Origin of the sequence: Alteromonas antoniana, from assembly GCF_019249295.1 — a bacterium.
GTDB lineage: Bacteria > Pseudomonadota > Gammaproteobacteria > Enterobacterales > Alteromonadaceae > Alteromonas > Alteromonas antoniana.
On record NZ_JAESDH010000053.1, the window covers coordinates 1 to 8,710 of the forward strand.

Annotated in this window: 6 protein-coding genes; all 6 read left to right on the plus strand. The window is 48.9% G+C overall.

The features are described from left to right. Positions 1-727 precede the first annotated feature (727 nt). The 6 genes from JKP77_RS21775 (at position 728) to ilvN (ending at position 8,571) form a co-directional block, all read left to right on the plus strand. Positions 728-3,199, plus strand: coding sequence for a TonB-dependent receptor (locus JKP77_RS21775; protein WP_218313285.1), 2,472 nt, complete (start codon positions 728-730; stop codon positions 3,197-3,199). Between the two features lie 143 nt (positions 3,200-3,342). Beyond that, positions 3,343-4,902, plus strand: a complete 1,560-nt coding sequence (locus JKP77_RS21780; protein WP_218313286.1) for a tetratricopeptide repeat-containing sulfotransferase family protein — start codon at positions 3,343-3,345, stop codon at positions 4,900-4,902. A gap of 92 nt (positions 4,903-4,994) precedes the next feature. Beyond that, positions 4,995-5,492, plus strand: a complete 498-nt coding sequence (locus JKP77_RS21785) for a DUF4442 domain-containing protein (protein WP_218313287.1) — start codon at positions 4,995-4,997, stop codon at positions 5,490-5,492. Positions 5,493-5,748: 256 nt separating this feature from the next. After that, positions 5,749-6,126, plus strand: coding sequence for a MaoP family protein (locus JKP77_RS21790; protein WP_218313288.1), 378 nt, complete (start codon positions 5,749-5,751; stop codon positions 6,124-6,126). A gap of 229 nt (positions 6,127-6,355) precedes the next feature. Then, a complete protein-coding gene (locus tag JKP77_RS21795) occupies positions 6,356-8,074 on the plus strand; it encodes an acetolactate synthase 3 large subunit (protein ID WP_218313289.1) in 1,719 nt (572 codons plus the stop codon). Further along, positions 8,074-8,571: an acetolactate synthase small subunit gene (gene ilvN, locus JKP77_RS21800; protein ID WP_218313290.1), complete on the plus strand. Its 498-nt coding sequence runs from the start codon at positions 8,074-8,076 to the stop codon at positions 8,569-8,571. The genes JKP77_RS21795 and ilvN overlap by 1 nt, the downstream gene beginning before the upstream one ends. Positions 8,572-8,710: the final 139 nt, after the last annotated feature.

Consider the following 8,710-nt stretch of genomic DNA (forward strand, 5'->3'; position numbering starts at 1 on the left):
GAATAGCTCAGCTGGTAGAGCACGACCTTGCCAAGGTCGGGGTCGCGAGTTCGAATCTCGTTTCCCGCTCCAATTTTCTTAGATACTTATTGTCGTTTTAGCACTTTTAGTGCGCTCGCGCGACACGTCGCGACAGCGTGGCTGCCAGTTACGAATCTGTTTCCCGCTCCAATTTTCTTAGATTCATATTGTCGTTTCAGCACTTTTAGTGCGTTCGCGCGACACGTCGCGACAGCGTGGCTGCTAAGTCACGTACCTATTTCCCTATTCTATTTTTCCGTCTACTGCCATTAAATTCACTCTCGCTTGCAGGGGAAAGAGCGAAACCGATGCGAGTAATTCCCTGTGCCTGCTTTTCTTATGACTCACAAGCCAGCAGAAAAGACGTGTTCGTAACAATTGGTTACCTTTTATTCATTTTCTATGCGCTAAGTGAATAAATAGTCTTGCTTCATCGTGCTGCAATGGTGCGTAGTGAGCGATGTTTTGCACGTTTTCCGTGCTGAACGGTCGATAGTCTCACTTTATTGCCCATAAATAGTGCAAATGAAAACCGCGGAGTATCAAAAAACGCATGAATGTTGTGTTTTTATGAATAAATATTCACTTTTTCGCAAGTAATACCGCTTTTTCCTACTAAAATCCCTCTCAAAGTAGGCACAGAAAGTGCTCTCGTCAGATCAATAAAAATACGGTTGCAGCCGTTTTCGCACACCAGGAGAAACACATGACCATCCACAAAGGCAAACCATTTGCAGTATCTGTCGTCGCCGGTGCCGTTTTTACCGCACTGTCCGGAACCGCGGCTATTGCGCAGGAAGCGACAGTCAGTGAAAAGCAAATTGAGAAAATAGAAGTTACCGCCACGCGCAGAAGTGGAACACTGCAGGAAGTGCCTATTAACATCTCTGCGATTACTTCTGAAACGCTGGCTCAGCAAAATATTGAAGATCTTGATGGTGTCGCGCGCTGGGTACCTGGGCTGACTGTGACTGATCAGGGTGGTCGTTCAGACTCTCCAATTATTGTCAGGGGGCTTAATACGAACTCGTCAGGACCAGGCGCAGATGGCGGTACTGTGGCGACGTATTTCGGTGAAATCCCCTTGTTTTTGAATTTGCGTCTGGTTGACGTGGATCGGGTGGAAGTACTGATTGGCCCACAAGGTACGCTTTACGGCGCGGGTACGTTAGGTGGTGCAATTCGCTATCTGCCAAAAAAGGTCGATCTGGATTTTACTTCAGGTGAAGTGTTCGGCGATATCTTTAGCCTGTCTGAATCTGATTCAATGGGCGGCGAGGGCGGCTTTGTGTTCAATGCCCCCATTATTGAGGGAGAGCTGGGAGTTCGTGCCTCGGTAAATTACTTCAGCAACCCAGGATTTATTGATTATAACTATGTAGTTCGTGAAGGCGGTGTGTCGCTACCCGATCCTGACTGGGACGATCCTTCTTCGATCAGCGAAAATCTGCGACAGGTAGAAGATGCTAACGGCGAAGATACCCTTACCGGTCGCATAGCGGTGCGCTGGTTGCCGAATGACTGGATTGACAGCACGCTGACTTATTTCTATCAGAAGCAGGACACCGAAGGTAGGTCCATTACGCAGCACAATGCGCTGGCTCCGGAAAATCCGCTAAGTGATATCATCGGGCCATACGAATCGGCCTATCGTTATGAAGAGCCTCGCGAGAAAGAAGATCAGCTTCTTAGTCTGGAAGTGACGGCGGACCTTGGCTTTGCTGAACTAACCAGTGCCACTGGTTTCTCTCAGTTTGATGCGGTAGGACAACGTGATCAAACCGACCTGTTGATTCGTCTGGATTACAGCTACGAAGAATTTCCCGCTTTCTCATCCTATACCGAGGAGCTGGATGATCAGGAAACCTTTACCCAGGAAGTTCGCTTAGTCTCGCAAAATGATGGCCCGCTGTCCTGGATTGTCGGCGGCTTTTACTTTAACTCTGAATATAACGGTAGCAGTAAAGAGTTTACGCCAAACTTCGACGTTTATGCGATTGAGGTATGGGGCGTAGACGGAAACTACCGTCCTGACGCGCTGGAATACTACTCGGTAGATAAAACAGAAATTACTGAGAAAGCCATATTCGGCGAGATGACTTACGAACTGACGGACGCATGGGATGTGACTGTTGGCCTGCGTGCGTATGAGTATGATGTAGAGTCTGAATCGGCTGTCGATCTGCCGTTGTACTATACGGTATTCGATGGACGCGCCTCCGACTCAATTGAGCTGGATTATGGCAACGAGCAGGCAGATGACAGCGGCACGCTGTTTAAATTCAATACCAGCTATCAGTTCAACGCAGACATGATGGGGTACCTGACCGTAAGTGAGGGCTTCCGTATCGGTGGCGCTAATGGCGTAGCTGCCTGCCCGGACAACATCGACGAAATTGAAAACCAGATTGTTTGTGCGCTGCCCCGGGAGCAGGTGTTTGTGGCTGATACCACAACAAACTACGAGATTGGCCTGAAAACCAGCTACTTTAATAACCGTTTGCAGGTAAATACCGCTCTGTTCTACGTAGATTGGAATGATCCGCAGGTTGGCGGTGCCACCATCAATGGCCAGCAGCCAATCACGGTAAACGCACAAGGCGCGTCGGCGCAGGGTGTAGAATTGTCACTTCGCGGTATTGTGACTGACTATCTGACCATGTACGCCACTTATTCAAATACCAATGCGGAACTGACTGCGGATGCACCATTCCTGTTTGGTGTATTCGATGAGCAGGGCACGCCGCTGCAAAACTTTTACGACGGTAAAGATGGTGACCGCTTGCCGGGCTCGCCGCAGCATCAGTTTTCGTTTGGTGTGACCTATTCCACAGAAGTACTTGATGACAAGCTGCTGGACGTCAACTACGGACTTACAGCACAAAGCGACGTATTCTCTACGGTTGGTCTTCGTCAAAATGGTGAAGCGATCCCGGGTTATGCGGTATCCAACTTCAACGCCCGCTTGTCGGATGAAGACTGGTCCGTCACCTTTTACATCGACAACTTATTCGACAAGTACGCCTATACATCAGTGCGTCGTGATAAAGGTGACATGAACATGGCGGTATTTGATGAAATGACACCCAATGGTACTGAAATACTGCGTAACTACGGCCACTATCTGCTAATGCCTCGTACCATAGGCTTAAAATTCAATTATCGCTTTGAGTTGTAATGGCTTTTTAGGTCAGGTCGTTTAGACTTACTCTTACTACATTGCGCTTGCCATCCAGTAGGCCATTGTGTGGTGAAGAGTGAATACAAAGGCACTCACTGAGTGCCTTTTTCGTTTTCGACACAGAAGTAAGACGGACGCGAATGGACAATCGAGCACAGTTGTTAGAGGCCGCTGGCAAAGCGATAAATCAACGGGATTTTGTTTCGGCACATAAAGCGTGTGTCACCCTGATTAAACAGTGGGGTGATGATGCTCATGCGTATTTTTTGCTGGGCATTATTCATATCGAAATGGGGCAGGTGAATAAAGCCGTCAGTTTGCTTGAAAAATCAAATGCACTGGAGGCTCGCCCGCTAACCTTTGCCTATCTGGCTAAGTGTCATGCACTCAAGGGCGATATGGCAGCCGCGCTGACAGCCGTGGACAATGCGCCGGTGGATGCACTGGAAAGAGCGCTCGAAATGGATACCGTAGGCGTATCGCTTAGCCGGGTAGGCGCGCACGAAAGGGCACTTCCTTATTTCGAAAAGGCGATAGCCTTATCTCCACAGAACCCGTTTTTCTATTACAACCATGCGGTGTCATGCAAATTCGCCGGTAACTTCGATGCCGCACGTGACGGTTTTGAAAAAGCTATTGCTTTGAAACCGGATTATTACCAGGCGCATTTTGCGTTGTCAGATCTCGGCGGTATCACCGCAAGGGACAATCATATCGACAGGTTGTCGGAGCTGAAAGAACAGTTGAAAGACAATGCTGACGGTGGGCTGCATATCGGTCATGCACTGGCTAAGGAATTTGAAGCCATTGGTAATTATCGTGGCGCCTTTGAAGTGCTGAATAAAGCCAAGGCGCCTAAGCGTAAGCAGTTTGCCGATATTGACTCACGCTTTCAGGCGTTATTCGACTTTCTGGAGCAAACCGCTGCTGACTCGGCAAAAATTAAAAGCGGAAGTGACAGCGACAGCCCGATTTTTGTTATCGGGATGCCGCGCTCCGGAACCACCTTGGTGGAAAGGATCATCAGTAACCATAGTCAGGTCACCTCTGGGGGAGAGCTGCAGGATTTTGGTGTCGCGGTGAAAGAGCTTACTCGGACTGCGTCCAATCAGGTGCTGGATCTGGCGACGCTGGCGGCAGCAGAAGATCTCGACTTTACCGCGCTGGGTGAACGGTATCTCGAGCGAACCGCGTTTTTACGTAAAGACCACCAATTCGTTGTAGATAAGCTGCCTTTCAACTTTTTCTATGTGGGCCTGATCCGTCGGGCATTACCTAAAGCGAGAGTCGTATGTCTGGTTCGCGATCCGATGGATACCTGTATCGGCAATTACCGTCAACTGTTCTCCATAAACAGTCCGTATTACGCTTATGCCTATGACCTGATGAATATTGGCCGGTTCTACCAGCGATTCGAGGAGTTAATGGCGCGATGGAAGGCACATCATCCACAAGCCATTCGTCTGCAATCTTATGAGGCCCTGGTCACAAATCCTCAGGAAGAAGTCAGGGAACTCATCAGTTTTTGCGGTCTTGAATGGGAGCCACAGTGTGTTCAGGTTGAAACGAACAACACTCCCGTATCGACGGCCAGTAAAGTCCAGGTAAGAGAAGCCATTAATGCGCGTTCGGTTGGACGCTGGAAACATTATGCGGAATACACCAAGTCACTGCAGCAGCTACTCGGCATATCCACCTGAATGGATAATGCCGTAAACCGGTGATAAAAACTTGCCTTTGCACGCGCCTGGCCGTAGGCTAACTGGTCAAACCAGATGGCGAGGGCAAGTTTATGGCAGCATCAAATCCGTTAAGACAGTTTGCGATTAAGGCGAACACCTACCCCGCATGGCTTCGAAGCAAGTTACTTACCTGGATGTTCCGGTATAAGGTGAAGCTGACAGGCACGACGAAGGTGGATATCCTGGAAACTGATCTGAAGTCTGTGACGTTTCGGCAGAAAAATTACAAAAAAGTGCAGAACCACATTGGAAGTGTCCACGCGGCCGCCATGGCGCTGTTGGCTGAATCTGCAACGGGCTTTGTTGTGGGCGTGAACCTGCCGGGTGACAAACTACCACTGATTAAAAATATGAACCTGCAGTACGTAAAGCGGGCACAGGGTGATATGCAGGCAGTGGCCTGGCTGACTGACGAACAAATTCAAAAGATGCAGACTGAAGACAAAGGGGAAGTGACTGTGCAGGTGAAAGTTACCGATGCGCAGGGTATTGAACCCATATTGTGTGAAATGATCTGGGCATGGGTTCCTAAATCCCGAAAAGGTTAGGCGACCACAGACCTGTTCGCACCTATCGAAAAACAGTCACTGAATATGACACTTCAATGATATTTTTATCAGGGCGGCCATTTGGCCGCCTTTTTGTTTGACAGTATTTTTATTAGCGACTAATACCTACCAATAGCATTATAGTCACGCAGCACTATTCTCTGGTTAAGGTGGTTGTGTGTCTCACCGTGTCACTGTCATCCCGTTATTTTCGTGCTTCAGGCACGCGTCGGGATAAGTCCGATGGGAGAGAGTTATGGGCAAACTTACCCGCGAAATACTATCCAAACGCATGTTCAGCGATCCTAAGCATTATCCGTACGGTTTCGGACGTTCAGGCGATTTTTCCATATCAGAAAGTAAAATGCTGCAGCAACATGGTAGTCTGATAGCTGCTCTGGTCGATGGCGAACTATCACCAGAGAATGAGGAAGAGCATGGCTATTTAGAAGCGGCGTTTGGTCATCGCGAGCCAGTAACCTCTGCTGAAAAAGCATGGGTGAAGTATCAAAAGCGGATTAACAGGCCAAAAACAGCAAGCATTTATGGGTCTACCAAACCTGATGATGTTGACTCTGACAATGATGTTGTTGACGACGACAGCCCCATTGAAATTGGCTTAGATGACGATTAGCGACGGGTGGAGCTGCATCGCATGCCTGAATGTTAACTAAATGTGAAATTCAGACTCTTTTCGCCGTAAAAATGACGTCAAATTGAAAGGTTTGTCCTAATATTTTCATATATTGGGATACATATCTCACTTTTCTGCTTTTTGGTGTTTTATCTTCCTATTCTCTTAGATATAGTCCGCCTACGGTCAATAAACCGCGGAAAACACCCTTAAAACAGGAGATTTCACTGTGAAGATGATGTCAGGCGCCGCCATGGTGGTTGAAGCGCTAAAAGATGTAGGAGTGACACATGTGTTCGGCTACCCAGGTGGTGCCGTACTCGACATTTACGATGCGTTATTTGCGCAGGATGATGTCAAACATGTCCTCGTGCGTCATGAACAGGCAGCCGCTCATATGGCGGACGGGTATGCACGTTCAACTGGCAAAACCGGCACAGTGCTCGTCACCTCGGGACCTGGTGCAACCAATACCATAACCGGTATTGCGACTGCGTACATGGACTCGATTCCCATGGTGATTTTGTCAGGGCAGGTGCCGTCTATGCATATAGGCGAAGATGCATTCCAGGAAACCGATATGGTGGGCTGTTCACGTCCTATCGTGAAGCACAGCTTTCTGGTGAAGCGTGCCGTTGATATTCCTGAAGCCATAGCGAAGGCTTACTATATCGCGAATACTGGCCGACCGGGTCCAGTCGTTGTTGACCTGCCCAAAGATATTGTTAACGTTGCTGAAGAGCACCCCTACGTGTTTCCGACCGACGTGACGATGCGTTCATACAATCCGACGGAACGTGGTCACCCAAAACAAATCAAAAAAGCAGTCGATTCGTTAATGAAAGCTGAGCGCCCGGTGCTTTATGTGGGGGGCGGAGCCATTGCATCTGACGCCTCGGCGAAAGTGATCGAACTGGCTGAAAAGCTTCAGGCGCCGGTGACCTGCACCCTGATGGGGTTGGGGGCGATGCCTGGAACCCATGAACAATTTATCGGTATGCTGGGAATGCACGGTACGCTGGAAGCGAACAAAACCATGCACAATTCCGATTGTATCCTGGCGCTCGGTGCACGATTTGATGATCGCGTGACCAACAATGTGGATAAATTCTGCCCTCATGCCGACATTATTCATGTGGATATCGATCCGGCGTCTATTTCGAAAACCGTGAATGCGCATATTCCGGTAGTGGGATCGGTAGACAAAGTGCTTGAGCAATTGCTGGAGCAGGTAGACAAGAAAGACCTGTCCGGGCAGAAAGAGAAGCTTGCAGACTGGTGGCAGCAAATTGGCCAGTGGCGTGGACGCAAGTGTCTGAATTACGAGCAGGGCGATACGGTGATTAAACCGCAGCGCGTTATTGAGTCGCTATATAAGTATACCAATGGCGAAGCGTATGTGAGCTCAGACGTAGGCCAGCATCAGATGTTCGCAGCGCTTTACTATCCCTATGATAAGCCGCGCCAGTGGATTAACTCAGGTGGTCTGGGCACTATGGGCTTTGGCTTACCTGCTGCGATGGGCGTACAGTTTGCGCACCCCGAGGCCACATCAGTGGTAGTTACCGGTGATGGCAGTATTCAAATGAATATTCAGGAGTTGTCCACCTGTCTGCAGTACAACCTGCCGGTAAAAATCATCTCGTTGAATAACCGCGCGTTGGGTATGGTTCGGCAGTGGCAGGACATGATTTACAAAGGTCGTCACTCCCATTCTTATATGGATTCGATGCCCGATTTTGTGAAGCTTGCTGAAGCTTACGGACATATTGGTATCAAGGTAGACTCGCTGGATCAGCTGGATTCGGCAATGGAGGAGTGCTTTAGTCACAAAGACCGCCTGGTATTTATGGACATTGCTATTGACCAGAATGAACACGTGTACCCCATGCAGATTAAGTATGGCGCCATGGATGACATGCGCTTAAGCAAGACGGAGCGAACCTGATGAAACGTATTATTTCAGTACTGATGGAAAACGCCCCGGGTGCCTTATCACGTATCGTAGGCGTATTTTCACAACGCGGCTACAACGTAGATTCATTGTGTGTGGCACCAACGGATGACCCAAGTTTATCGCGCCTGACCATCATCACCCACGGCGATGACAAGGTGATTGAGCAAATCACCAAGCAGGTAAATAAGCTTATTGACGTGCTTAAAGTGGTTGACTTAACCGAAGGCGCACACATCGAACGTGAGCTGATGTTAGTAAAAGTGGCCACCCGCAGCGAAGCTATTCGCGCCGAAGTAAAGCGCAACACGGATATCTTCCGTGCCCGCATCGTCGATGTTAACGCTGCAAACTATACCATTGAGATCACCGGCACCAGTGACAAACTGGACGCCTTTGCGACCACAATGGGACAGTGTGCAGAAATCATTGAGTCTTCGCGGACGGGGGTGTGTGGACTGGCACGAGGTGAAAGGGCACTGCGTCCTTAACTTTTTTCGCTCATTAGTCCGATGAAGACATAATGAGTGAGTAAAAAAGGCGAGCTACTGCTTAATGCCGATCAGTTAAGAGATTGACATTGGCTGTAAGAGGATCAAAATCCGATGATCGTAAGGTCATCGGATTTTT